Genomic DNA, 24,647 nt, shown 5'->3' with positions numbered 1-24,647 from the left:
TTAATTTTTTGGAGGTGGGCTGGAATGAAGCTATTGGCGCTTTATGACGGGAATTGCGTTTTATGCACCAAGTCCAAGGCCAAGTCACAAAAACTTGATTGGCTAGGACGCATCAAGTGGATGTCGCTCCAGGAATATAAAAAGGAAGGACTGAATCCGGCATTCAGGGCATTGGACCTTCGCAGGGAACTGCATCTTATTCAAGAGGATGGCACGGTTTACAAGGGTTTTTTTGCGATTAGGAAACTGCTCCTCCAATTCCCGCTTACCTTCATTCCGGCACTTCTCCTTTATCTCCCATTTGCTTCGAAAGCTGGCATTCCCATTTATAATTGGATTGCCCGGAACAGAATCAAATGGATGGGGGAAAAGTGCGAGGATGGCAGCTGTTCCATTTAATTGGTTCATAGTAAAAATTCACGTTTAAAATAGATGGTTTAACTGCTGATTTTTTCTTATAAAAATCATTGACATGCTTCGACAGTGTGGTATGATTTTACCTTGAACGGATACTCTCTTATCCTGAGCCGGTGGAGGGACAGGCCCTATGAAGCCCGGCAACCTGCTACAGAGGAATTTTTGCTCAGCAAAGGTGCCAACCTGACGCAAGGCGCATGCCTTGAACGATAAGAGTGAAAGGCGCAAATCACGCGATGTCAACCTTTCCTCAAATAGGGAAGGTTTTTTATTTGCAGCCTTATTAATCAGCGTCTTTAGTAGCGGGGTATTCATAAAACCCCCATGTTTACTTCATACTACTTAGGGAAATGAGTACCGTGAAACCGAGGTTGCAAGGCAGGCCGGAAATGTTCCATGCAGCTGACCTCATTTATAAAGCAAATATAGGAGGAATCCAGATGCCATCAAAACGCCGTTTGTTCACATCTGAATCAGTAACTGAAGGCCATCCAGATAAGATCTGCGACCAGATTTCTGATTCGATTTTAGATGCAATCCTGGCAAAAGACGCGAACGCCCGCGTCGCTGCAGAAACTTCCGTTACAACAGGGCTTGTTCTTGTAGCGGGTGAAATCACAACTTCAACATATGTCGATATTCCTAAAATCGTCCGCGAGACTATAAGGGAAATCGGGTATACTCGCGCAAAATACGGCTTCGATGCCGATACTTGCGCAGTACTAACCTCTATTGACGAGCAATCCGCCGACATCGCATTGGGTGTTGACCAGGCGCTTGAAGCCCGTGAAGGCAGTATGTCCGAAGAAGAAATTGAATCAATTGGCGCAGGGGACCAGGGCCTTATGTTCGGTTTTGCCTGCAATGAAACAGAAGAACTTATGCCGCTTCCTATTTCGCTTGCACACAAGCTTTCCCGCAGGCTGACGGAAGTTCGTAAGGATGAAACGCTTCTATATCTTCGCCCTGATGGGAAAACACAGGTTACAGTTGAATACGATGAAAACAACAATCCAGTACGGATTGATACAATCGTTATCTCAACCCAACACGGACCTGAGGCATCACTTGAACAAATCCAGAGCGACCTTAAAAAGCATGTCATTAACCCTGTCGTACCACAGGAACTCATTGATGACAAAACAAAATACTTCATCAACCCGACTGGACGTTTTGTTATCGGCGGCCCTCAAGGCGATGCAGGTTTGACTGGCCGTAAAATCATCGTTGATACGTATGGCGGCTATGCTCGCCACGGCGGCGGCGCTTTCTCGGGCAAGGATCCTACAAAGGTTGACCGTTCCGCAGCATACGCTGCGCGCTATGTTGCAAAGAACCTAGTCGCGGCTGGGCTTGCTGATAAGGTTGAAGTACAGCTTGCCTACGCGATTGGAGTTGCAAGGCCGGTTTCCATTGCCGTTGATACGTTTGGAACTGGTACTGTGAGCGAAGAGGTCCTAGTTGAATTGATTGAAAACAACTTCGATCTTCGCCCAGCAGGCATTATCAACATGCTTGACCTTCGCAAACCAATTTACAAGCAGACAGCCGCTTACGGCCACTTTGGCCGCAATGATGTCGACCTCCCTTGGGAGCGTACTGACAAGGTTGCCGCATTGAAGGAACAGGCATCCAAATAAATGGGCTTAACGGGAGTTGCATAATATCATGCAACTCCCGTTTTTAATTTCCGTCAATAAAGGAAAAGGTGTTTAGCAACACGTTTTTTGGTGTAAAATCCAAGTGTTGCCGTATTTTTCCTTAACCTGCAAGTGCAATTTTTTAATGAAAAATGTTAGTATAAAGTGAACCTTCCATCAGCGGTGGTTTTCCGCGGATGGTTAGGGCTTCCTGTCCCTTAAGAGTGAGGTATAGTGGTACGGACGGCAAATAAATTTGCAGAATTCAATTTGAAAATGCAATGATTGGAGTAGGTGAAATACATAATGTGCGGTTTTATCGGATGTGTTCATGACCAGGCACAGAATTTTATGGACGAGGATAAGAAGCTTTTTAAAAGCATGAATAATATCATCACCCACCGCGGGCCTGATGATGACGGATATTATTTTGACGAGCATATTCAGTTTGGATTCAGACGCCTGAGCATCATCGATATAGAATGCGGCGCACAGCCGCTTACTTATGAAAATGAGCGCTATTGGATTATCTTCAATGGCGAGGTGTATAACTATGTAGAACTTCGCGATGAGCTTTTACAGAAAGGTCTTACCTTTGCGACAAGCTCTGATACGGAAGTTATTATTGCCCTCTATAGCCACCTGGGGGAAAAGGCAGTCCAAAAGCTTCGCGGAATGTTCGCTTTTGTCATTTGGGACAAACAGGAGAAGAAATTGTTTGGTGCCCGCGACCATTTCGGGATCAAGCCTTTCTTTTATTACGAAAATGAAGGCAAGACTTTATTTGCTTCAGAAAAGAAAAGCATCCTCCTTGCCTTAGAAAATGAAGAGATGAACTATGATTCACTCCAGCATTACTTGACCTACCAATTCGTTCCGGAGCCGGAAACGATGACAGAAGGAATCCATAAATTAGAGCCCGGCCATTACTTTACAAGAGAAGCCGGCGGAAAAATGGAAATCAAAAGGTTCTGGAAGGCGCATTTCGCGCCTGTATTGAAATCCGAGGATGAGTTCACCAAGGAAATTAGGGACGTCCTCTTCGATTCAGTTAACATGCATATGCGGAGTGACGTACCCGTAGGCTCATTCCTTTCTGGAGGCATCGATTCATCAATTATTGCCTCGATTGCAAAGGAGTTCCACCCTGCGATCAAGACGTTTTCTGTCGGTTTTGAGCGGGACGGTTTCAGTGAAATCGATGTGGCTAAAGAAACGGCGGAAAAGCTCGGCGTCGAGAACATCAGCTATGTGATCACACCTGAGGAGTATATGGCTGAGGTGCCGAAAATCATGTGGCATATGGACGACCCGCTTGCAGACCCAGCCTGTGTGCCGCTATACTTTGTTGCGCGCGAGGCGAGGAAACATGTTACGGTTGTCCTGTCTGGCGAAGGCGCGGATGAGTTGTTCGGCGGCTACAATATTTACCGCGAGCCTGGAGACCTGCAGGTGTTCAATAAGATTCCCCGGGTAGGGAAAGTCCTTTTAAAAGGAATCGCGGGTATTATGCCTGAAGGGACAAGGGGAAAAAGCTTTATTGAACGCGGTATCACTCCGATGGAGGAACGCTATATCGGGAATGCGAAAATGTTCACCGAGGAAGAGAAGCGCGAGCTGTTGAACGTGTACCGGGAAGGCCTGGATTTCACCGATATTACGAAAAAACTTTACTCTGAAAGTGAAGGCTACAATCCAGTCGACCGGATGCAGTATATCGACATTCATACGTGGATGCGCGGCGACATTCTGTTGAAGGCCGATAAAATGACAATGGCACATTCGCTCGAGCTCAGGGTTCCGTTCCTTGATAAAGAGGTGTTTGCAGTAGCGTCAAGGATTCCCGCCGATTTGAAAACTGCCAATGGGACAACGAAATATATTTTGAGGAAAGCGGCGGAAAGCTTTGTGCCTGCGCATGTGCTCAACCGCAAAAAGCTTGGCTTCCCGGTACCAATCCGCCACTGGCTGAAGGAAGAGATGAATTCGTGGGCAAAGGATATTATCCGTGAAAGCAACACAGACCATCTGTTCAACAAACAGTATGTGTTGAGGCTTCTCGATGAGCATTGCCTCGGCAAAGCTGACAATAGCCGGAAAATCTGGACCGTTCTGATGTTCATGGTATGGCACCAGGTCTATGTGGAGGATAAGTATTCCTTTGGAAATGAAAAGGAATTTCAGCCGATGAATTGATTTTTGGCAAGGAATTTTAGTGTGGTTGATTTCGTTTTCTTACAAGAGTAAAACAGAGAAGCTCCCGCAGGACAGGGAGCTTCTTTTTGTTCCAGTACAAGCTGACAGTCTGGAGGCTGGCCGCTAAACTACAAGCACATTACTTTTGAATAATGGGAGAAAGGCCTTTGTAATATTGCGCTTTTTCAGCGTATTCCTTTGTAATCCGCTCCATTTCCTTTACGTCTTCGGGGGTCAGTTCTCGGACGACTTTGGCTGGCCTTCCCAATGCCAGGGTGCCAGCAGGGATTTTTTTACCGGGAGGAACGAGGCTTCCCGCGCCAATGAAGGCACCCTCGCCTATTTCGGCCCGGTCGAGGACAATAGAACCCATCCCGATGAGCGCTTTTTTCCTGACGATGCAGCTGTGAAGGGTGCATTGATGGCCGATCGTTACTTCATCCTCAAGGATAAGCGGATTGCCGGGGCTTTGGTGAAGGACGGAGTTATCCTGGATATTGACTTTTTTTCCGATGATTGTTGGCGAGATATCACCCCTGATGACCGTGTTATACCAGACGCTTGAATCCGGGCCGATTTCCACGTCCCCGGATATCGTTACAAAATCGGCGATGAATGCCGTATCATCAATTTGCGGATACTTGCCCTTATACGGATAAATCATTTAATTACTCCCCTTTATGTTTATCATTCATTGAAAGTGTACCGGAATTTGTCCCAAACTTGCAAAGCTTATTGGATATGCCAGTTGCATTTCTATGTTATAGTACTTTTAACGTTTAGTTTTCGGTTGCTGGGAGGAAGGTTTTATGTGGAAATGGGAAGCAGACGGCGAAGCAAAAGCCGTTATCGTGATGGTGCACGGAGCCATGGAGCATCATAGGCGCTACGGATGGCTGATTGAAATGTGGCGCTCGTCCGGGTTCCATGTGATCATGGGCGACCTTCCTGGCCAGGGGATGACTACGCGCGCATACCGAGGCCATATTGATTCGTTTGACGAATATTTGACAGAGGTGAAGGACTGGATTGAGGCAGCCTATACATACGGCCTGCCGGTTTTCCTGCTAGGCCACAGCATGGGCGGATTGATTGCAATCAGGCTTCTGCAGGAAGAAAAACTGACGATTGCCGGGGCGATTTTGTCTTCGCCGTGCCTTGGCCTTGTCCATGAGCCCTCCAGATTCCTAAACCTACTGTCTTACGGGATGAATGCTGTATTTCCATCGCTCAGGATGAATTCAGGAATTTCGGTTAAAATGGCGACAAGAAACAAGGAAGTACAGGAATTTGATTTGAATGACACTCTTTATGTGACGAAGGTTTCAGTCCGGTGGTACCGTGAGCTTCAGGCTGCCATGAAGGCTGCCTTTCATCAACTCGGGCAAATACAGGATGTTCCCGCGCTTGTCATGCAGGCCGGCGATGATCTGATTGTCAACAAAAAAGCTGTCAGGAGCTGGTTTAACCAAGCGCCGCTGTCTGAAAAACGGTTTAAGGAGTGGCCGGAGTTCTATCATGAAATTTTTAATGAACCGGAGCGCGAAAAGGTATTTGAATATGCGCTTGAATTTGTGAATAGCCAGCTGCGTGGAATCGGCTATGTAATCGAATAATAAATAAAGAAATGCAGCCCGGAAACAAGGGGATGGCCATGTGGCGGCAGCCCACCTCATTAGGCTGTGAACAGCCTTGTTTCTGGTTTTTTCTGATTGTAGGTGATGTGAATGGGGATTCCAATGAAACCGGCCAGCTTGATGGCCAAGACGTACAGAAAAATTTTTCCTGCGGTAAAAGAGGAGCTTTCCTACTGGCAAAAAAGAGCGGAAGCCATTCCGAATGAGGAACTGCGGAGGCAGGCACTTGCCAGCATTGAAACAAAAGCGTTCCATTGTGAAGGCGGAGCCATCCTAGGCCTAATCGCAAAAGAAGAGTATAAAAAGGCGATAAAATTTATTGTTGCCTACCAAACGATCAGCGACTATTTGGATAATCTTTGCGACCGGAGCACCTCCCTTGACCCGGATGATTTCGCCAGCCTTCATGATGCGATGTTCGATGCGCTCATCCCGGGCCAGTCATTCGGCGATTACTATAAAAAGCGGGAGGACCGTGATGATGGCGGCTATCTTGCAGAGCTTGTCGCCGTATGCAATTTAGTTCTGTCTTCGATGACAAGATACCCTGTCATTAGGGATCATCTTCTCGAATTATGCGGCTATTATTGCGAGCTCCAGGTTCACAAGCATGTTAAGCTTGAGGAGCGGGAAATCCGCTTGCAGGAATGGTTTGCGAGGCATAAAACGAGGATGCCCGACATGGAATGGTACGAATTCTCCGCCTGTTCCGGCTCGACGCTGGGCATTTTCTGCCTTATCTCGTATGCGCTTGGAACTGATTTTGGCAAAGGGGAAGCGGAAAAGGTCATGAATGGGTATTTCCCGTATATACAGGGACTCCATATCCTGCTCGACTATTTGATTGACCAGGAGGAGGACCGTGCCGGGGGGGATTTGAACTTCTGCTTTTATTACAAAAACCAGGAGGTCCTTTTCAACCGGCTGATGCACTTTATGAAAGAAGCCGACCGGCATACGGAAGGGCTTCCGAACCAGCGTTTCCACAGGCTGATTAACCGAGGGCTCCTAGGGATATACCTGTCTGACGAAAAAGTACGCCGGCAGGAGGGAGTACGTAAGCTTGCAAGGAAAATTATCAAATCAGGGGGGCCGGTCAGCCAGTTTTTCTATGTGAACGGCATCGCCTATCGTTTTATTCAAAGAGTTTTGCCAAATTAAAAAGAGGCAACCGCTGGTTTGTGCGGCTGCCTCTTATTTTTATCGTTTTTCAATTGCAATGATGAATGGCGGATTGTTTTTCTGGTTTATGAACTGATAGTGCAGGACATGGGCCTCTTTTTGGTCGAGTCCGCGGACATATTCAAGCAGGCTGTCCCGTTCCACGGCACCACCCTCATGTCCGTGATAAACAACTAGGACAATGATTCCTCCTGGCGCCATCATTCTTAAAAGCTGTTCAACCGCCGAAATCGTTGTGCCAGGCTGTGTGACTACACTTTTATCGCTTCCCGGCAGATACCCAAGATTGAAAATGGCTCCTTGAAGCTTTCCATGAAAAGCTTCTGGAATTAATGCTGAAGCCTGTTCATGGCCGGCATGAAAAAGTGTAGCCTGGTTTTCGAAGCCTTGTTCGGCTAGTCTTTTTTGTGTTGCTGCTAGTGCTTCAGTTTGAACGTCGAATGCGAATACAGCACCATTTTCTCCGACAAGTTTGGCAAGGTAAAGTGTATCATGGCCGTTTCCCATAGTCGCATCAACAGCGAAGCCACCTTCCGTGATCGCCTTATCAAGAAGGGTTCTCGCAAAAGGGAGGACACCATCCAGCTTCATTACTATCCCTCCTCTTTCATACTAACTACGAAATCCTGCGTGTGTATTGGCATCTTTAAAAAATTTACCCTGCCAGCTATCCCTTTTCTTCATTTCCGCATCGATTGCGTTAAGCACTTCCCACTTATTGACGCTCCACATCGGCCCGATCATCAAATTGATTGGACCGTCACCGGTAATCCGGTGGACAATCATATCAGGCGGCAAAAGTTCAAGCTGGTCGCAAACGAGACTGACATAATCATCGAACGTAAGGAATTCGAGCAGCCCTTTCTCATATTGCTTGACCATGGGCGTTCCTTTCAGGAGATGGAGAAGATGAATTTTAATTCCCTGGACATCAAGCCTCGCCACCTCCCGCGCTGTTTCGAGCATCATGTCCGTTGTCTCAAGCGGCAGGCCATTAATAATGTGAGTGCAAATCCGAATGTTATGTTTACGAAGTTTATTAACCCCTTCTTTATAACAATTGAAATCGTGGGCCCGGTTCACTAGCTCGGCTGTTCGCTCATGAACAGTCTGCAGTCCGAGCTCAACCCAGAGATAAGTCCGCTTATTAAGTTCAGCAAGGTAATTGATAACATCGTCAGGAAGACAGTCGGGCCTTGTTGCAATCGAAAGCCCAACTACGCCTTCCTGTTTTAAAACTGCCTCGAACTTTTCACGGAGTTCCGCAACAGGAGCATGGGTGTTGGTGAATGCCTGGAAGTAGGCCATATATTTGCCATCCTTCCATTTTGTATGCATTTTATTCTTTATTTCATGAAACTGGGCTTCAAGCTCGTCCGCACGCTTTCCGGCAAAATCGCCTGAGCCTGCGGCGCTGCAGAACGTACAGCCGCCGTGGGCGACAGTTCCGTCCCGATTCGGGCAATCAAAACCGCCATCAAGAGCAACCTTGAAAACCTTATGGCCGAAATGGCTGCGGAGATGATAATTCCATGTATGGTACCTTTTTTGGTCCATTGCAAAAGGAAAAGGATTGGTTTGCGCCATATCGCACACCTCTTTAGTTTAGTGGGTTTTTAAATCTTGGAAGACACAATTTGAATTTTAACATGAAGAGCTTGTCCAGGCTATTTCATTTCTTCCCACTAATTATCACACTAAGACCGTGATAGACGGCGCGAGGGTGAACACACTAAGAATGAAACTGCATTTCTGCAGATTCCGGCCTTCGATTTAGTGGGCTGCATTACCATTGTGAGGGGGGATTTCATTGGCAACACGGCAATCAATTGAAAACTTTATCGACAAATGTCAGCAGACGATCGAATTTGCCCAGGATCAATACAACCATACAGCCCGGCAGGAACATCACAATGCTGAGGGTTACACAGAAGCCTTGAAAGCGCTGGAAGATGCCTACAACGAAATGGCCTTATTGGCATTAAGCGCGAATTCCCAGCAGCGTGAGCGCCTGAACAGGATGAGGCTTCAGCTTCAGGGAATCCAAAATGATTTAATACTGCAAAGGCACTAGGGGGACTGAACATGAAAAAAAGATCCAAGCAAAACAATCCCGAACAAAAAACACGAAATGGGTACAATAGCCAAGATGTTGAAGTCGGTACAGATCTCGACCTAATCGACCGTGCCAAAAAGGCGTATGAAAAAACTGGCGGACAGCCGGTCAAATCGAAAATGCATGTGGAAAACCATAAGTATTAGCCAAACCCAACTGAACATCCTCCCAAGGCAGTGCCCAAATGGGTGCTGTCTTTTTACTGTGAATTTTCAGCTCCTCCTTCACTTTTTGTATATGTTCACTGAATCTTCATAAGTTCCTCCCACCTCCCACTTACGAAAATCCTTTTCCATTCCTCGCTTTTCCGTTGGCTATTTTTCAAGAAAAAAGCCGTTCACAATTTGGAAACGAGTCGAATTTATTTTGTGATTTAGGTCACAGAATGAGGAGGTGTTCCATGGTTTAAATAAGATAGAAATTCACGGAAACGAATCCTCTTAAAGAACTTTGGAGGGGATTTGGAAAACGATTTCCTTTGAAAGGAAGATGGAACGATGGGAAAAAAAATAACTGCTTTCTTCCTAATAATTTTTCTGATGATGCCCGCTTCGGCACTTGGGGAGGAAAAAGAAAACGGAGTCTTGAAACTTGAGGAGCTCTCCATCCAGGTTATGCCGGAATTCGCGAACCATCCAAACGATAAGGAATTAAAACAGCCACCTCTTCTGATTGGTTACCAGGGCAGCCTTATTAATGATTCCGCCAAGGCACAAAAAGGGAAAATTGAAATTCCGCTCCCGGTGGACGAGAAAAACTTTAGGGTTGGATTCGCTGCAGATTATTCCAGCGACTTGTCACAGATGTTCGAAATTAACTACGAGCTGGATTTGGAAAAAGGGACACTATCCTGGGAGACCAGCCGGGAAATTGAGCCAAACGACCAATATAAATTTGTAATTGAATTTTACACAGATGCAATAAAAACTAAAGGCTCTAAAAAAATGTTGGACTATTCCTTCAAAAGCTTCGCCGATATTACGTTAGTTAACCTGACTGTTCTTGAACCGATGAATGCTTCAACTGTAAAGCTGAATCCACCCGCTAGTGAGGCGCCGCATGAAAATCCTTACGGGCTTCAGATGCATACGTATCAAATAAAGGGAATGAAAGCTGGCCAGGAACAGAGCTTCACACTTTCGTATGACAGGAATGAAACAAAGACAACAAATGAACTGCTCAAGGCTGCAGGTGAAAATTCAGTGCCGGAAAAAGCAGTCAAAACAGAAAAAATTCCACTCGGCCTGACAATCGCCGGAATTAGTGCGGCAAGTTTGCTTATTGCTGGATTGCTAATACTCTTCCTTAAGAGAAAGAGGCTCCCAGCTGCTACGGTTGCAATTGAACCAAGTGCGGCTAGAGCGAAAAAAGCTCAGTTACGGAAAATGCTTATGGATGGTTCGATTACAGAAGCAGAATACAATGAGCTCCAAAGGAAACTTAATCTAAAAGAATAAAGGAGGCAGGCAGCATGTATATCTTCGGAAATTTATCTTTGATACTTGGCATCGTACTTGCTGCCTACACCTTAACTGCAACCATTATAGGAATCCGAAAAAGGAGCCGGAATTGGCTCGGCAGCGCGAGAGGCGGAGTATACGCAATTCTGCTCGTTTCATTGTCCGCGTCAGTCCTGCTTCTTTATTTCCTTGGAACGGGCCAGTACCAGTACACATACGTTGCTTCTTATACGAACGATGCACTGCCTCTTATTTATAAGCTCTCGGCCTTTTGGGCTGGGAATGCTGGCTCGCTCCTTTTCTGGACGTTATTACTGGCTGTTTATACCGCAATCATTGCCTTTGGTAAAAATAAATACACTCCCTATGCAGTTGCAGTGCTTGCCATGAACCAGCTTTTCTTCTTCACTGTGTTGCTATTGCTGGCGAATCCGTTTGAACTCTCGGAGACAATTCCCGCGGATGGGAACGGCTTGAACCCCATGCTTCAGAATCCTGGAATGGTGATTCATCCGGTGACACTTTACCTTGGGTATGTCGGGCTTGCGGTCCCATTTGCGTTTGCGATGGCTTCATTGATGCTGAAAAGCATGGATCCTGCCTGGCTTAGGCTGACTAGGAAATGGACGCTTACATCATGGATGTTTTTAACCGCAGGAAATTTAATCGGTGCCTGGTGGGCTTATGTCGAGCTCGGCTGGGGAGGCTATTGGGCCTGGGATCCGGTCGAAAATGCTTCCTTCATGCCGTGGCTGACTGTATCGGCGCTTCTCCACTCCGTGATGATCCAGGAGCGGAAAAATATGCTCAGGAAGTGGAATCTATTTCTTGTTATCCTATCGTACTGCCTGACTTTGTTCGGGACTTTTCTTGTACGGAGCGGAATTCTGACAAGCGTCCATGCATTTGCGGATAGCAGCATGGGAACATACTTTTTCATCTTCCTGGCATTCATGTCCTTATTCGCTGCCTATCTCGTTATTTCAAGGAACGGGTTGATCCGAAGTAAAAGCGTGCCGGTTTCGGCCTACTTTTCAAAAGAAAGCAGCTACCTGCTTAATAATTATATATTGCTCACGGCGGCTTTCGCCGTATTCTGGGGAACTATTTTTCCACTCATATCGGAAACGTTCATAGGAACAAAAATCAATACCGGCGCACCCTACTTCAACAAAGTGATGGCGCCGATTCTACTGGCACTTCTCTTACTTATGGCTGTCTGCCCGGTCATTCCCTGGCAAAAAGCAAACCCTGCAAGAGTATTTAAACAAATTCGCTGGCCGCTTTTACTATCTGCCTTATTCGCGTGTTTTCTGCTCCTATCAGGAGTCAAGGGAGCCTTTGCAATCTTCGGTATATCAGCGTGCATGTTCATGCTGGCCACTCATATGGCTGAAATTGGGAGAGGAGTACGGGCTCGGCAAAAGGCAACAGCAGAAAACTTTGCTACTGCAACAATGAAGCTCTTTGCCAAAAATCGGCGCAGATATGGCGGCTATATTGTCCATATTGGAATCGGCGTTCTCGCCGTAGGTATCATTAGCTCCCAGGCCTACCCGCTTGAGGTGATCAAGACGGTGAACAGGGGAGAGAGTTTCAGCATCGGAGGTTATGAGCTTACATTCAATAGCTTCAATAAATTGAAAAAAAGCGACCGGGACATCATTTTTGCGGAAATGGGCGTTCTGTATAAAGGCCAGAAGCTAACGCCGGTACATCCTGAAAAGATTTATTACGATAACTGGGCGGAACCATCCACCGAGGTGGATGTAAAGTCGCGCTGGAATGAGGACCTGTATGTCGTGCTCAGTTCCTGGGAAACGAAAAATAAAATCACTGTCCTCGCTAGGGTGAACCCGTTCGTTAGCTGGATGTGGGCAGGAGGATATATCATGCTGGCCGGTATCCTGGTTGCATTAACTGGCGGAAAGCGCACAGCTGGCAAAACGATTGTGCACTATGTCACAGAAGAGGAGGCGATACGATGAGCAGGAAAGCAATCGTCCTTCTTGCGATTTTCCTGGCCGCGCTTCCTGGGGCCGTATGGGCCGCGTATACGGAGAATTCTCCGGAATTCAGGGAGGTAACGAGCCAGCTTGATATGGATGGCCATTCCGACCATGAATTATCAACCTGTAAGGTAAGGAAGGCCTACAACAGCGAAGTACTTGAAATGCTGAACAAGGGCCAAGAACCAAAGGAAATCATTAAATACTACACCGATGAACTTGGGCCGGCCGCGTTAAAGGTTCCGGAAAAAAGCGGAAGCGGGCTTATCGCCTGGATAATCCCTATAGTGGGGGTCACCGCAGGAGGCGCAATAGCCGGGATGGCGATTAAACGGGTAACTGCAAGGAAAAATCAAAAGGATTCCCCGAAAGTGAACAAGATGCCTTTAACGGGCGGAGAGTATGCAAGCCTTGAGGAAATGCTTGATAACGAGCGAAAAAAGTACTTTTAAAGGGAGGAGCAAACATGCTATACATCATAATCGTTTGTGTGCTCCTGATTGCCGTCTGCCTCTATCTTGTACTGCACCCGCTTTTTGCAGGGGCAAAAGATTTTCAAGAAGCCGCAATAGACCAAGGCCTAACTATGGAAACGGTGTATGAAGCCGTCAATGAGCTTGAAATGGATGTCCTGATGAAAAAAATATCTTCCGAAGATTTTCAAAACTTGAAGGAATCCTACTACCGTCTTGCATCCGATTCCATTCGGGGAAATTCCTCAGTAGACAGGGATATTCAGGAAGCGCTTGAATTAATCCGAGCCGAGGCGAAGGAAGATATATACCGGGTACCACCGGAAGAATCGTGAACTTGATTAGAACACATTGGTGTTTTAATAGATAAACATTTACCTGGGGAGGTGAAAGAATGTTTAAGAAACTTTTGGCGATTGATAAAAAGATACTGATTTTTACCGCGCTTTTCGCGGGGATTGTCCTGTCCGTTGTGACTGTGAAAACATTGGCCTATACGGACTCGCCGAATTTCTGCCAGAGCTGCCACATCATGGACTCTGCGTACGGATCTTTTACAGATTCAACACATTCGACTTTATCCTGCAATGATTGCCACTTGCCGCATGATAATGTGGCGAAGAAGCTGGTATTCAAGGGCAAAGCCGGAATGGGGCACATGTACTTTAATACGCTCGGGACCGATAAAATCCCGAACGTGCTGCATGCAACCGAAAAGACAGAGAGGGTTGTCGAGCAAAACTGTATCACATGCCATGAAAGCACGCTGACAAACATCGAACACGATGCGAAGGAAAGCTGCACGACGTGCCACCGCACTGTGCCGCACGGAAAGAATTTTAAAACAAAAGAATTCAATAAGCCGCCAAAGTCCGGCGAGCTGCTTGAACATAAAGGAGGATTTTAAAGATGTCCAAGTTCCGATTCGGAGCATACCTGATGCTTTTGGCATTCATTCTGATCATAACAGGCTGCAGTTCCTCCAGTGAACAGGCGGCCGCCAAACCAAAAACAACAGGACTCTCAAAAGATGAAATCTCAAATGAAGCATTCAAGGACATGTTCCCGCTTCAATACAACAGTTATAAGAAGAATGAAAAAATGTCAGATACAAAATACAGCGGTTCCGTCAAACGATCCAAGTATGATGCGGACAAAGAGCCTTACCTGCCAATCCTATTTAACGGCTATGGTTTTGCAACCGAGTATAACGAAGACCGCGGCCACGTCTACGCGCTTGAGGATATAAAGACTGTCGCGAGGATTACCGATAAATCGGTGGGTTCCTGTTACACATGTAAATCGACTGCCGTTCCGAAAATGATTGAAGAAATGGGCGATGATTACTGGGGCGGCAACTTCAAGACGGAAATCTTCCCTAAAGGGGAAGCGATGGGCCATTCGCCAATCGGCTGTTCCGACTGCCATGACCCGCAGACAATGGACCTTCGCGTAACGCGCCCTAGCTTTACCAAGGCGATGGAGCGGAAGGGAATCGATGTATCAAAAGCAACGAAAAATGATATGCGCAGCTATGTTTGCGGCCAGTGCCACGTTGAATATTACTTCGACGCCACAAACAGCGAGGTAACCTTCCCGTGGGACAAGGGCTTCAAGCCTGAAGATATGTATGAATACTACTCTACAATTGCTAAGGAAAAAGGGTTTGAGAAGGATTGGATCCACAATGTTTCCGGAACCCCAATGCTGAAGGCTCAGCACCCGGACTATGAAACATTTACGGAAGGAACTCACGGAAAAGCAGGAGTAGCCTGCGCGGACTGCCATATGCCATATGAGCGCGTTGATGGAAAACGCAAAATTTCATCTCACTGGTGGACTTCCCCTCTTAAGACGATGAAATCATCCTGCGGAACATGCCATGGCGACAGGGATTTAGATAAACTGGAAACAAGGGTTATCGAAATCCAGGATACTCACATGAAGCAATTGCATAAGGCGGAGGAAGTTTCAATAAACGCCCATTACTATGTGAACAAAATGATCACGACTGGAGTTAAGTCGGAAAAGGTAAAAGCTGCACAAGAGCATGTAAGGAAAGCCCAATGGTTCTGGGATATCGTTGCAGCCGAGAGCTCAGCAGGCTTCCATAACCCGCAGGGCGCAATGGATTCTCTTGCTGTTGCAATCGAGGAATCGAACCAGGCCATCCACATTGCAACCGAAGAACTGGTTAAAAAGGGAGTCAATATCGATAAGCTGAAAGAGGAAATTGAAAAGGCGAAAAAAGCTGTAACTGGCGAGAAGGATAACTTCCAGAAGAAAACTCATGCCATCAATCCTGAATTCCCAGGCCAGCAGCCGGTTGTTCCTCCAGCACCGAAGAAGTAATTGTAGCTGGAAAGCTTTTAGCATAGTAGTGACTTCCCCTGATTTAGGGAAATCAATAGTCCTATAGAAAGCACTGTATCCATTTGGGATACAGTGCTTTCTTCACATTTGGAATAAAACCATTGCACAGTTTTAGGAAAAGGAATAGAATATCATTTGTGTTTGAAAAGGAAGACCTTATTTTTTGCGAAAAAGGAGAATCAAGATGCCACGTGCTTTATGGCTATTAATTATCGGCATGGTCGTCAACGTTACAGGTTCATCCTTTCTCTGGCCTCTAAATGCAATATATATAGATGAACACCTCGGCAAATCCCTGACAACCGCGGGTTTTGTCCTGATGCTGAACTCAGCGGCAAGTGTTGCGGGAAACCTGGTAGGAGGTACCCTCTTTGACAAGCTAGGCGGCTATAAATCGATTTTGCTTGGAATCGGCATTGCGTTGCTTGCATTGCTTGGATTGACTTTTTGGAACGACTTTACCCCCTATGTCGTTTTCCTTACGATTGCCGGGTTTGGCGCGGGGATCATATTCCCAGCAATGTACGCTATGTCGGGGGCTGTCTGGAAGGAAGGCGGAAGAAAGGCGTTCAACGCCATCTATGTCGCCCAAAATCTTGGGGTAGCAGTCGGCGCGGCGCTTGGAGGAATCGTTGCAGCTTTTTCCTTCCAGCTTATTTTCGTTGCAAACTTGTTTATGTACATTGTCTTTATGGCAATTGCCATTTTTGGCTATAAAAACATAACCGACCGGAAAGGCGCCCAGACTTCTATTTTGCAGGAGAATCCCTCGGCCGGTATGAATAAGAAGCTAAAAGCGCTTCTCATCCTCTGTATTGGCTATCTCCTTTGCTGGGTTGGCTATGTCCAATGGCAAACGACCATTGCTTCTTATACCCAGGAAATCAATATCACGCTCACCCAATACAGCTTGCTTTGGTCTGTAAACGGGGCGCTAATTGTCCTTGGTCAGCCGGTACTGAATGGCTTCCTGAAGCGCTTCGGCCGTTCAATAAAGACACAAATGGTTCTAGGAATGCTGATTTTTATCGTGGCATTCATCGTAGCCGCAAATTCGGGCAGCTTTTCCGGATTCATGGCCGGGATGGTTATTTTAACAGCAGGTGAAATGCTCATTTGGCCGGCTGTTCCGACAATTGCGAGCGAACTTGCGCCTCGGGGCAGGGAAGGATTTTACCAAGGAATTGTTAACAGCACAGCAACTGGCGGCAGGATGGTCGGTCCGTTGCTTGGCGGGATACTCGTTGACCTGTACGGCATGTCCACACTGTTCATTATCCTGATTGGCTTGTTTATCGTTTCAATTGGAACGACTGTCGTCTATGACCGAGGCATCAAAGAAGGAAAACATTCTGTGAGTGCTTAATATATAATCCCGCGCCTCTGTTGGTGCGGGATTATTTTAGTTTAAACCTGCGCAAGAGCACATTTTGAACGAGCGGCTTGCATCTGGCTGCAAATTTTAATAAAATAGCATTATGCAAATAGATTGAATGACTGTGAAAAGGATTAGTAATGATTTCGTCCCGCCAATATAGAGAGCTGGCGGTTGGTGCAAGCCGGCCGGGACCATCATGAACTCGCCTTTGAGTCGCAGGCGTGAAGTATTAGTAATGCCTGCCGTTTTCCGCGTTAAGGATGAATGAAGCGAGTGTTTTCACACTAATGTGGGTGGTACCGCGGGAAGATACATATCCTCTCGTCCCTGTTTATGGGATGGGAGTTTTTTTGTTTTCAGAAAAAGATTGAGGGAGGAATCATGATGAACTTCAACCACAATAAAATTGAAAAGAAGTGGCAGACGAAGTGGGAAAGTGAAAAAACGTTTAAAACGAACGAGGAAAAGGGCAAGCCGAAATTCTACGCGCTTGATATGTTCCCTTATCCATCTGGGGCTGGCCTTCACGTTGGGCATCCCGAGGGCTATACAGCGACGGATATCCTATCCCGCATGAAGCGGATGCAGGGCTACAACGTTCTCCATCCAATGGGCTGGGACGCATTCGGACTTCCTGCTGAGCAGTACGCTCTTGATACCGGGAATGACCCTGCGGAATTCACCGAGAAGAATATCAACACGTTCCGCCGCCAAATTAAGGCGCTCGGTTTCTCCTATGATTGGGACAGAGAAATCAACACAACGGACCCTGACTATTATAAGTGGACGCAATGGATTTTCCTGAAGCTGTATGAAAAAGGCCTTGCCTACATTGATGAAGTATCCGTCAACTGGTGCCCGGCTCTTGGAACGGTTCTTGCGAATGAAGAAGTCATCGACGGCAAGAGCGAGCGTGGCGGACATCCAGTCGAGCGCCGCCCGATGAGGCAGTGGGTGTTGAAAATCACTGCCTATGCCGATCGCTTATTGGAAGACCTTGAGGAGCTGGATTGGCCGGAAAGCCTGAAGGATATGCAGCGCAACTGGATTGGCCGCTCTGAAGGTGCTGAAGTCACTTTTAACATAAAAGGCCATGACGGTACATTTACGGTCTTTACGACACGTCCTGATACGCTTTTTGGCGCAACCTATGCGGTTTTGGCTCCGGAGCATGCTCTGGTTGAAAAAATAACAACGGCTGAGCAGAAGGAAGCGGTTGAAGCGTATCTTGAAAAAATTAAGAGCAAGAGCGACCTTGAACGGACAGACCTTGCAAAAGAGAAGACCGGTGTCTTCACCGGAGCGTATGCAATCAATCCGGCGAATGGCGAAGAAATGCCGATCTGGATTGCGGATTACGTACTTGCTAGCTACGGAACCGGCGCAATCATGGCGGTACCTGGGCATGATGAGCGTGACTACGAATTCGCCAAGCAATTCGGCTTAAGGATCGTTGAGGTCGTTGCCGGCGGAGATATTGAGACAGAAGCTTACACAGGCGATGGCAAGCATGTAAATTCCGGATTCCTAAATGGCTTGAACAAGGAGGACGCTATCCGGGATATGATTGCATGGCTTGAGGAAAAGGGAATTGGTACGAAAAAAATTACCTACCGCCTTCGCGACTGGCTTTTCAGCCGCCAGCGCTACTGGGGCGAGCCAATTCCAATCATCCACTGGGAGGACGGCACAAGCTCTGCCGTACCGGAAGACCAGCTGCCGCTTATTTTACCAAAAACAAAAGATATCAAGCCATCGGGAACAGGCGAATCCCCGCTTGCGAATATTAAAGACTGGGTAAATATCGTTGACCCTGAAACCGGCAAAAAAGGCCGCCGCGAAACGAACACAATGCCGCAATGGGGCGGAAGCTGCTGGTACTACCTGCGCTATATCGACCCAAGGAATGATAAGCATTTGGCCGATCCTGAAAAACTTAAAGAATGGCTTCCTGTCGATATTTATATCGGAGGTGCCGAGCATGCGGTATTGCACCTGCTCTACGCCCGATTCTGGCACAAGTTCCTATACGATATTGGTGTGGTCCCGACGAAAGAACCTTTCCAGAAGCTTTACAACCAGGGGATGATCCTTGGGGAAAATAATGAAAAGATGAGTAAATCGAAAGGCAATGTTGTCAACCCAGACCATATTGTTGAAAGCCACGGTGCGGACACGTTAAGGCTTTATGAAATGTTCATGGGGCCGCTTGACGCCTCAGTCTCCTGGTCGACGAATGGCCTAGACGGCGCGCGCAGATTCCTTGACCGTGTATGGCGCCTGTTCATTGAGGCAAATGGCTCGGTTTCCGCTAAAATTCAGAAAGGTGCGAAAGCGGATAACCTTGAGCGCGTGTACCACCAAACGGTTAAAAAAGTAACTGAGGACTACGAAGGACTGCGCTTTAACACGGGTATCTCCCAGCTGATGGTCTTTATTAACGAGGCCTATAAATCTGATGTTTTGCCGAAAGAGTACATGGAAGGCTTCGTCAAACTTCTTTCGCCAATTGCACCGCACGTTTGTGAGGAACTTTGGCAGAAGCTTGGCCACACGGATACAATCGCATATGAACCATGGCCAATATTCGACGAATCCAAGCTGGTGGAAGACGAAGTGGAAATCGTTGTCCAAATCAACGGCAAAATGAAGAAGAAGCTCCTGGTTCCTGCCGACGCATCCAAGGAAGCGATGGAAGAACTGGCCATGAAGGAAATTAGCGCCGAGCTCGAGGGCAAAACCGTCCGCAAGGTAATTGCGGTTCCCGGCAAGCTGGTTAACGTTGTGGCAAATTAACAGCATTAGTTCGGATAATAAATTTGCTTGAAAAACCGGATTAATGGGAAACTATTTTTGAAAATAATCATGGCATCCCCCGGAATACGGGGGATGCTTTTAACAGAGGGGTGCTAAAATGGAACACGTAAAATCTATTTCTACGGAAGAACTGGAGAAAAAACTCGAGAATGGGGAGAAGCTCCACTTAATCGATGTGAGAGAAGATGAAGAAGTCGTGTTCGGAATGATTCCCGGTGCGCAGCATCTAAAAATGGGGGAAATCCCTGCCCGCCTCGATGAACTGGACAAGAACAAGGAATATATCTTTATTTGCCGTTCAGGCGGCCGAAGCATGAACGTCTGCCACTACTTGCAGCAGCAGGGCTACAAGGTCACCAATATGGATGGCGGCATGCTCGAGTGGGAAGGCGACGTTGAAGTAAAGGGGTAATGGCCTGATTTTCACGGTGAACAGACGTTGAATTTATAACAGCTTTCTATTAAAGAATGCTTTTCTCAGTTGATGAGAAGAGCATTCTTTAGGTTCTGACAGCTTTTCGGAATTCAGACGGGTATGAGTCCGAAGACTCCCCAGGTTCGGACAGCTTTTCGGAATCCAGACGGGTATGAGTCCGAAGATGCCCGGGGTTCTGACAGCTTTTCGGAAATCCGTCGTGTATGAGTCAGAAGATGCCCGAGGTTCTGACAGCTTTTCGGAAATCCGATGTGTATGAGTCCGACGACTCCCCGGCTTCGTACAGGATTCTTACATTCCACGAAATTGATATACACCATCTGAACAAAGCGTGTCCAAACCTCTACTTCTTTTTCAAATTCTCCTGCGCCATTCGGACAAGCTCCTTCACCATGCTGCCGCCAAGCCTTCCGCCAACTTTTCCGGCATCTTCCGCGGCAAGCCGTCCGTTATAGCCATGTTGAAGAGGTACGCCAACCTCTTTCGCCGCTTCAAATTTGGCATCCTCAGGCCGTTTCGCGCCGACCACTTTTGCTTTCAATTCATCGAGCCCCTGTCTCGCTTCGGGAACAAGAATTTTGTTGCGTCTAGCCATGTTACCAGCCTCCTTTTAAGTGTATTTTTCCGCTAGAATCAATAATTATCCAATGTTCTCTGTTAAAAAGTTGGAATTTTGGCAAAACTGGAAGAAAAAAGAGGGAGGAAGGGCAAAATGATACAGGTGAAACTTTTCGATAAAGAGCATGAAGCAGACCTGGAAACGGACATGAATAATTTCCTGAAAGGGCTCGATGAAAAAAAACTGCTCGATATAAAATACAATGTCGCAGCTCTCCAGGAAGACGAGGAAGACCAGATTTACTGCTTCTCGGCCATGGTAATCTATAGGGCGTGAATGCAAAACAAAACGGGTGACAAAACAAATTTTAATTTACATTGTTGGAGTTGTTGGTAAAACAATGGTAAATAGCTTCGCGAGGGGATGGATCAGTGAAATTATTTACCGTTATTGAGGCTGGATTCCTAATGGCCAATTTGTTGATATTTTATTACTTTATTGAGCCGATATTGGCTGTAACATCATTATTGAAATATGTAATACCCGGTATTTACCTAGCCCTGTCGCTTATTTTTTTGATATGGATTAAAAAAAAGGTGGAATGGCTTAATCGAAATATTAATGCCGATCTGGGCGTGATGCTCATTCTTGCCATAATTCTGGGCCCGTTTTTTATAGAGTTATTCCTGTTTGGGATTGGAAGATAAAAACAATCAAACAAAATAAAACAAAATTTAAAGGAGCTTCCCACAAAACAAGCATGGTGGAAAGCTCCTTTTTTTAACGGACTTCGGCTGCGAATTTGGCCGCGCTGCCCCCGGCAAGCCTGCCAGTCACGAAGGCGGCGGTAATATTATAGCCGCCGGTATACCCGTGGATGTCGAGAATTTCTCCGCAAAAATAGAGCCCGTCCATTTTTTTCGACGCCATCGTCTGTGGTTCAATTTCCTTAACTGAAACGCCGCCTCCTGTAACGAATGCTTTTTCAAGAGGAAGGGTTCCGTTGACATTGAATGTAAACTGCTTGCACATGCCGCAAAATGTACGAATTTTCTCATGTGAAATCTCTGACCCGGGAGCTCCGGCGTCAATCCCGCTTTTCTCAAGCAAAAACAGCAAATATCGTTCAGGCACGAGTCCTTTCACCAAATTTTTCATGCTCTTTTTCGGTTCCGCCTTAACCAGCCCCGCAAGTTCCTGAAATAGCATTTCACCGTTTTTATCCGGCAGCACATCGATTTGTATTGGTACCTCTCTCAGATTCCACTTTTTCATTGCTTTGACTACGAACTGGCTGCAGCGGAGTACCGCGGGGCCGCTTACCCCGAAATGGGTAAATAGCATGTCCATCCTGTGCGTGATGAGCGGTTTTCCTTTCGGATTCAGCACACTGACCGCAACGTCCCTAAGCGACAGCCCCTGTAGGCTCTTATTTTTAATAAAAGCTTCCCCGGATGTGACCGGCACTTCGGTCGGAAAGAGTTCGGTAATTGTATGGCCCGCTTTTTCCGCCCAGGCATAGCCATCACCAGTCGAACCTGTATGCGGAACCGATTTACCGCCTACCGCGACAACGACTGCATCTGCTTCTACCTCGGAACCATTGCCAAGCAGCACTCCTTTTACTTGGCCGTCCTTGAAAATTACATCCCTAACAGGTGAGTTTGTATAAGTCTTTACGTGTAACTTTTCTAATTTTTCAAGGAGGGCGTCAACAACGGATTGTGCTTTGTCCGTTACCGGAAACATCCTCCCGTGATCCTCTTCTTTCAAATTGATTCCAAGGCTCTCGAAAAAGGCGATAATATCTTCATTGCTAAAAATGGAAAATCCGCTGTACAAAAACCGGCCGTTGCCGGGAATATGTTTAATAATTTCCTCAACAGGGAGCCTATTTGTTACGTTGCAGCGGCCTCCGCCTGAAATGGCAAGCTTTCTGCCAAGCTTGTCCCCCTTATCAATCAACAGAACACGCGCACCTTTATCTCCCGCAGCGGCTGCAGCCATCAATCCGGAAGGCCCGCCGCCGATCACGATTACGTCATATTTCATATAAAACACCAACTTTTTTAGTCATGATATGTGGTAAACTTATTTTCTTATTATATACATGGAAGGCTACAAAGAAAAGGCAGGCCCATGCGTGGAAATATAATGAGTGGAAGTGGCGCGTTGGGGAAAAGAAAGGTACACTACTAATTAGTGTGCCGGTAAAATTGGCGCAGGATTGCAGAAGTAACAAGTTTATTTAAATGCGAACCTGCAAGTCGAAAGATTACTGTATTTTTTATGTGAGAAGGGATTTTATGTCGTCATCCAAATTAATCAGAGGAACATTTATTTTGACGCTTGGAACGATCATTTCCAAGATGCTTGGACTTTTCTATGTCATACCTTTTTCCCGTATCGTCGGGCTTGAAGGAACGCAGCTCTATGCTTATTCCTATATTCCTTATACAATTTTTATCAGTATTGCGACAGCGGGGATCCCGCTCGCTGTTTCAAAATTTATTGCCAAATATAATGCAATGGATGAATATGCGGTTGGCCGGAAGCTTTTCAAATCAGGCCTCGTTGTCATGATGTGTACGGGGATTGTTTCCTTCTTGGTCCTTTATATTTCAGCGCCACTGCTCTCTACGGGGAGAGAATTACCAGCTGAGGACATTACATCGGTCATTAGGGCTGTATCCTTCGCGTTAATCATTGTTCCGTTCATGAGTATGATCCGTGGGTTCTTTCAGGGGCATCAGTCCATGGGACCTTCAGCTGTCTCTCAGGTTGTTGAGCAGATTGTTAGGATTGTCTTCGTTATTGCAGGAGCCTATATCATCCTAAAATTACTCGATGGGAACACGGTTGATGCTGTAAAGGCGGCCACATTTGCCGCGTTTATCGGTGCGATAGGCGGGCTTGCTGTCCTTGGCTGGTACTGGGTTAGGAGAAAGCCTGGACTGGATAAGCTTCTTGAGAAGGACAAAGGGACTGTTGATATTTCTTTAAAAGAGATGTACAAGGAAATATTAATTTATGCCGCGCCATTTGTCCTGGTCGGGATTGCCAATCCTCTTTTCCAATTCATCGATCAAATGACGTTTGAAAGTGCGATGAAATCAATTGGTTTTAGCAAGGGTGCCGCGGGTGATGCGTTTTCTATCCTGAACTTCCAGTCGCACAAGCTGGTCATCATTCCTGTAGCGCTTGCAACAGCGTTTTCATTAACACTGGTTCCAAGCATTACTAAAGCGTTTGTGGAAGAAGATCGAAAGAGCCTGAACAGGCAGCTGAATCAGACTTTCCAGGTCCTTCTATTCCTGACACTGCCGGCCGCGGCGGGGCTTTCGCTGCTTGCTGAGCCTTTCTATACGGTTTTTTACGGACATTTGGATTTGGGTACCGAAGTACTGAGAATGTATGCGCCTGTTGCAATCCTGTTTGCCCTTTATTCTGTAACCGCGGCAATTCTGCAGGGTATCAATGAACAGAAATGGACCATCCTAAGCCTGTTAACAGGGCTCCTTGTCAAATTTGCGCTCAACATTCCGCTCATCAAGCTCTATGAGACGGATGGGGCGATTTTGGCTACTACGCTCGGCTATGGGGCAGCCATTGCCATTAATTTAGTTGTCATTAAAATTTTCTCCAAATACAAATTCAGGCTTGTTTTGCGACGGAGCCTTTTGATTGTCATTTTTGGTGCGCTGATGCTTGCCGTGGCAGCGGGAGTGTACAGGCTTTTAACTACATTCCTGTCGCCTGCATCGGAAATGGAATCACTTTTGATTATCCTGCTAAGCGCCCTTGCCGGCGGGATTGTGTACTTCTACTTTTCCTTCAAGACAAAGCTTATTTACTTCCTGTTTGGGGACAAGGTGGACAGGCTGTTGGGCAAACTGAAATTGAAAGCCAGGTAATTGATGCGCCTGCCGGTTTGGTGGGCGGTTTTTTTAAAAA

The 24,647-nt window shown here is 46.6% G+C and carries 24 protein-coding genes, 1 riboswitch and 1 other annotated feature; of the genes, 19 read left to right on the top strand and 5 right to left on the bottom strand.

All coding sequences use genetic code 11. The features are described from left to right. Positions 1-24: 24 nt before the first annotated feature. The 3 genes from AR337_RS07990 to asnB all read left to right on the top strand — a co-directional run bounded on the left by AR337_RS07990 (position 25) and on the right by asnB (position 4,253). Positions 25-399 (top strand): thiol-disulfide oxidoreductase DCC family protein, encoded by a 375-nt coding sequence (locus tag AR337_RS07990; RefSeq protein ID WP_059171472.1) that lies wholly within the window; start codon positions 25-27, stop codon positions 397-399. A gap of 115 nt (positions 400-514) precedes the next feature. Continuing rightward, positions 515-633, top strand: a riboswitch (SAM riboswitch). Positions 634-857: 224 nt separating this feature from the next. Beyond that, a complete protein-coding gene (gene metK / locus AR337_RS07985) occupies positions 858-2,057 on the top strand; it encodes a methionine adenosyltransferase (RefSeq protein ID WP_059171597.1) in 1,200 nt (399 codons plus the stop codon). Positions 2,058-2,363: 306 nt separating this feature from the next. Beyond that, complete coding sequence (gene asnB, locus AR337_RS07980) at positions 2,364-4,253, top strand: asparagine synthase (glutamine-hydrolyzing) (RefSeq protein ID WP_059171471.1); 1,890 nt, start codon at positions 2,364-2,366, stop codon at positions 4,251-4,253. 139 nt (positions 4,254-4,392) lie between these two features. Here the strand turns inward: asnB and AR337_RS07975 are convergent, their stop codons facing one another. Next, positions 4,393-4,917, bottom strand: coding sequence for a gamma carbonic anhydrase family protein (locus AR337_RS07975; protein WP_059171470.1), 525 nt, complete (start codon positions 4,915-4,917; stop codon positions 4,393-4,395). 145 nt (positions 4,918-5,062) lie between these two features. Here AR337_RS07975 and AR337_RS07970 point away from each other — a divergent pair, with 145 nt between their 5' ends. Both AR337_RS07970 and AR337_RS07965 read left to right on the top strand, forming a co-directional pair. Next, entirely contained in the window at positions 5,063-5,869 is an 807-nt protein-coding gene (locus AR337_RS07970) for an alpha/beta hydrolase (RefSeq protein ID WP_059171469.1), read from the top strand. A 111-nt stretch (positions 5,870-5,980) separates the two neighbouring features. Further along, a complete protein-coding gene (locus AR337_RS07965) occupies positions 5,981-7,051 on the top strand; it encodes a tetraprenyl-beta-curcumene synthase family protein (protein ID WP_059171468.1) in 1,071 nt (356 codons plus the stop codon). 39 nt (positions 7,052-7,090) lie between these two features. Here the strand turns inward: AR337_RS07965 and AR337_RS07960 are convergent, their stop codons facing one another. Then, positions 7,091-7,663 (bottom strand): class I SAM-dependent methyltransferase, encoded by a 573-nt coding sequence (locus AR337_RS07960; protein WP_059171467.1) that lies wholly within the window; start codon positions 7,661-7,663, stop codon positions 7,091-7,093. A 21-nt stretch (positions 7,664-7,684) separates the two neighbouring features. Continuing rightward, a complete protein-coding gene (locus tag AR337_RS07955; protein WP_059171466.1) occupies positions 7,685-8,659 on the bottom strand; it encodes a TIGR01212 family radical SAM protein in 975 nt (324 codons plus the stop codon). 223 nt (positions 8,660-8,882) lie between these two features. Between AR337_RS07955 and AR337_RS07950 the strand changes: the two genes are divergently transcribed. The 11 genes from AR337_RS07950 to AR337_RS07900 all read left to right on the top strand — a co-directional run bounded on the left by AR337_RS07950 (position 8,883) and on the right by AR337_RS07900 (position 20,110). Continuing rightward, positions 8,883-9,146 carry a YtzC family protein gene (locus AR337_RS07950; RefSeq protein ID WP_059171465.1) on the top strand — a complete coding sequence of 88 codons (264 nt, stop codon included), beginning with the start codon at positions 8,883-8,885 and terminating at the stop codon, positions 9,144-9,146. Positions 9,147-9,157: 11 nt separating this feature from the next. Further along, positions 9,158-9,334: a hypothetical protein gene (locus AR337_RS07945; RefSeq protein WP_059171464.1), complete on the top strand. Its 177-nt coding sequence runs from the start codon at positions 9,158-9,160 to the stop codon at positions 9,332-9,334. A 351-nt stretch (positions 9,335-9,685) separates the two neighbouring features. After that, on the top strand, positions 9,686-10,645 hold the full coding sequence (locus tag AR337_RS07940; protein WP_059171463.1) for a hypothetical protein: 960 nt from the start codon (positions 9,686-9,688) through the stop codon (positions 10,643-10,645). Between the two features lie 14 nt (positions 10,646-10,659). After that, positions 10,660-12,636 carry a heme lyase CcmF/NrfE family subunit gene (locus AR337_RS07935; protein ID WP_059171462.1) on the top strand — a complete coding sequence of 659 codons (1,977 nt, stop codon included), beginning with the start codon at positions 10,660-10,662 and terminating at the stop codon, positions 12,634-12,636. Continuing rightward, positions 12,633-13,109 carry a cytochrome c-type biogenesis protein CcmH gene (locus tag AR337_RS07930; RefSeq protein WP_059171461.1) on the top strand — a complete coding sequence of 159 codons (477 nt, stop codon included), beginning with the start codon at positions 12,633-12,635 and terminating at the stop codon, positions 13,107-13,109. Before AR337_RS07935 ends, AR337_RS07930 begins: the two co-directional genes overlap by 4 nt. A gap of 14 nt (positions 13,110-13,123) precedes the next feature. Then, complete coding sequence (locus tag AR337_RS07925) at positions 13,124-13,465, top strand: hypothetical protein (RefSeq protein ID WP_059171460.1); 342 nt, start codon at positions 13,124-13,126, stop codon at positions 13,463-13,465. A gap of 59 nt (positions 13,466-13,524) precedes the next feature. Continuing rightward, positions 13,525-14,037 (top strand): NapC/NirT family cytochrome c, encoded by a 513-nt coding sequence (locus AR337_RS07920; protein ID WP_059171459.1) that lies wholly within the window; start codon positions 13,525-13,527, stop codon positions 14,035-14,037. Positions 14,038-14,039: 2 nt separating this feature from the next. Next, positions 14,040-15,482: an ammonia-forming cytochrome c nitrite reductase subunit c552 gene (locus AR337_RS07915; RefSeq protein WP_059171458.1), complete on the top strand. Its 1,443-nt coding sequence runs from the start codon at positions 14,040-14,042 to the stop codon at positions 15,480-15,482. 205 nt (positions 15,483-15,687) lie between these two features. Further along, complete coding sequence (locus AR337_RS07910; protein ID WP_059171457.1) at positions 15,688-16,869, top strand: MFS transporter; 1,182 nt, start codon at positions 15,688-15,690, stop codon at positions 16,867-16,869. A 124-nt stretch (positions 16,870-16,993) separates the two neighbouring features. Further along, positions 16,994-17,213 (top strand) — a binding site (T-box leader). A gap of 52 nt (positions 17,214-17,265) precedes the next feature. Then, positions 17,266-19,677: a leucine--tRNA ligase gene (gene leuS, locus AR337_RS07905; RefSeq protein WP_059171456.1), complete on the top strand. Its 2,412-nt coding sequence runs from the start codon at positions 17,266-17,268 to the stop codon at positions 19,675-19,677. Between the two features lie 118 nt (positions 19,678-19,795). Further along, a complete protein-coding gene (locus AR337_RS07900; protein WP_059171455.1) occupies positions 19,796-20,110 on the top strand; it encodes a rhodanese-like domain-containing protein in 315 nt (104 codons plus the stop codon). Positions 20,111-20,477: 367 nt separating this feature from the next. Here AR337_RS07900 and AR337_RS07895 read toward each other — a convergent pair whose 3' ends face one another. Beyond that, on the bottom strand, positions 20,478-20,729 hold the full coding sequence (locus tag AR337_RS07895) for an alpha/beta-type small acid-soluble spore protein (protein WP_059171454.1): 252 nt from the start codon (positions 20,727-20,729) through the stop codon (positions 20,478-20,480). A 117-nt stretch (positions 20,730-20,846) separates the two neighbouring features. Between AR337_RS07895 and AR337_RS07890 the strand changes: the two genes are divergently transcribed. Both AR337_RS07890 and AR337_RS07885 read left to right on the top strand, forming a co-directional pair. Next, complete coding sequence (locus tag AR337_RS07890; RefSeq protein ID WP_059171453.1) at positions 20,847-21,029, top strand: sporulation protein Cse60; 183 nt, start codon at positions 20,847-20,849, stop codon at positions 21,027-21,029. Positions 21,030-21,124: 95 nt separating this feature from the next. Continuing rightward, positions 21,125-21,400, top strand: coding sequence for a hypothetical protein (locus AR337_RS07885; RefSeq protein ID WP_059171452.1), 276 nt, complete (start codon positions 21,125-21,127; stop codon positions 21,398-21,400). Between the two features lie 73 nt (positions 21,401-21,473). Here the strand turns inward: AR337_RS07885 and AR337_RS07880 are convergent, their stop codons facing one another. Further along, positions 21,474-22,745, bottom strand: coding sequence for an NAD(P)/FAD-dependent oxidoreductase (locus AR337_RS07880; protein ID WP_059171451.1), 1,272 nt, complete (start codon positions 22,743-22,745; stop codon positions 21,474-21,476). A 254-nt stretch (positions 22,746-22,999) separates the two neighbouring features. On the opposite strand from AR337_RS07880, the gene AR337_RS07875 reads away from it, so the two are divergent. After that, positions 23,000-24,607, top strand: a complete 1,608-nt coding sequence (locus AR337_RS07875) for a polysaccharide biosynthesis protein (RefSeq protein ID WP_059171450.1) — start codon at positions 23,000-23,002, stop codon at positions 24,605-24,607. Positions 24,608-24,647 lie beyond the last annotated feature (40 nt).

Source organism: Bacillus sp. FJAT-27445, from assembly GCF_001510665.1.
Lineage (GTDB): Bacteria > Bacillota > Bacilli > Bacillales > Cytobacillaceae > Bacillus_D.
The sequence above is the reverse complement of the archived record's forward strand: the minus strand, read 5'-3'. Positions and strand labels throughout refer to the sequence as shown.